The sequence below is a fragment of the Serratia sp. PL7 genome, assembly GCF_945957435.1.
Genome location: NZ_CAMFLB010000145.1, coordinates 1 through 301 on the forward strand (window position 1 = coordinate 1; position 301 = coordinate 301).

Annotated in this window: 1 protein-coding gene; it reads left to right on the forward strand. The window is 50.8% G+C overall.

The window, feature by feature from the left end:
• Nucleotides 1–32: 32 nt before the first annotated feature.
• Nucleotides 33–301, forward strand: a 269-nt coding sequence (locus N6G83_RS54670; RefSeq protein WP_175335444.1) for a transposase, incomplete at its 3' end; no start/stop codon positions are given.

Consider the following 301-nt stretch of genomic DNA (forward strand, 5'->3'; position numbering starts at 1 on the left):
GGCTTTGTTGAATAAATCGAACTTTTGCTGAGTTGAAGGATCAGATCACGCATCTTCCCGACAACGCAGACCGTTCCGTGGCAAAGCAAAAGTTCAAAATCACCAACTGGCCCACCTACAATAAAGCCCTCATCAACCGTGGCTCCATAACTTTCTGGCTGGATGATGAAGCTATTCAGGCCTGGTATGAGTCAGCAACACCTTCTTCACGAGGCAGACCTCAGCGCTATTCTGACCTTGCCATCACGACTGTGCTGGTCATTAAACGCGTATTCAGGCTGACCCTGCGCGCTGCGCAGGG